Annotated in this window: 1 protein-coding gene; it reads left to right on the top strand. The window is 55.0% G+C overall.

The annotated features are described in order from the left end of the window. Positions 1-34: 34 nt before the first annotated feature. The coding region (locus U5A67_RS40515; protein ID WP_321959836.1) for a filamentous hemagglutinin N-terminal domain-containing protein at positions 35-529 on the top strand (495 nt) is incomplete at its 3' end.

Below are 529 nucleotides of genomic sequence, written 5' to 3'. Positions count from 1 at the left end.
TGGTGGGTTTGAGCAGAGGCGCAGGCCGCTGTGGATGCGGGTCACGGCGATTTTGATGATCGTGGTCATGTATTTCGCGCCTGCACTGTTTATTGCCAGTGAGACCGCCCACGCGGCGCTCATTGTCGACCCTCGTGCCGCGGTGACATTCCAGCCCAGCGTGACGCAGACCAGCACTGGCGTGCCTGTTATCAATATTGCGGCTCCGAATGCTGACGGCATAAGCAGCAACAGTTTTTCGAGCTTTGACATTGGCTCGTCCGGACTGGTGCTCAATAACAGCCTGATATCGGGAACGCCTTTGCTGGGTGGCACTGTTGCTGCCAACCCAAATCTCGCGGGTCGTGTGGCGACGACCATTCTGAATCAGGTCACTTCCACTGGCGCCATTTCAACACTTGCTGGGCCCCTCGAAGTGTTCGGTTCGCCTGCAACGGTTATCATAAGTAATCCGAATGGAATTTCGGTAAATGGACTGTCTTTAACCAATGCCGAAAACCTGGTTCTGACAACCGGTGTTCCGCAGTTT

It is taken from the genome of Paraburkholderia sp. J69-1 (assembly GCF_905220255.1).
Classification (GTDB): Bacteria; Pseudomonadota; Gammaproteobacteria; order Burkholderiales; family Burkholderiaceae; genus Paraburkholderia.
The sequence above is the reverse complement of the archived record's forward strand: the minus strand, read 5'-3'. Positions and strand labels throughout refer to the sequence as shown.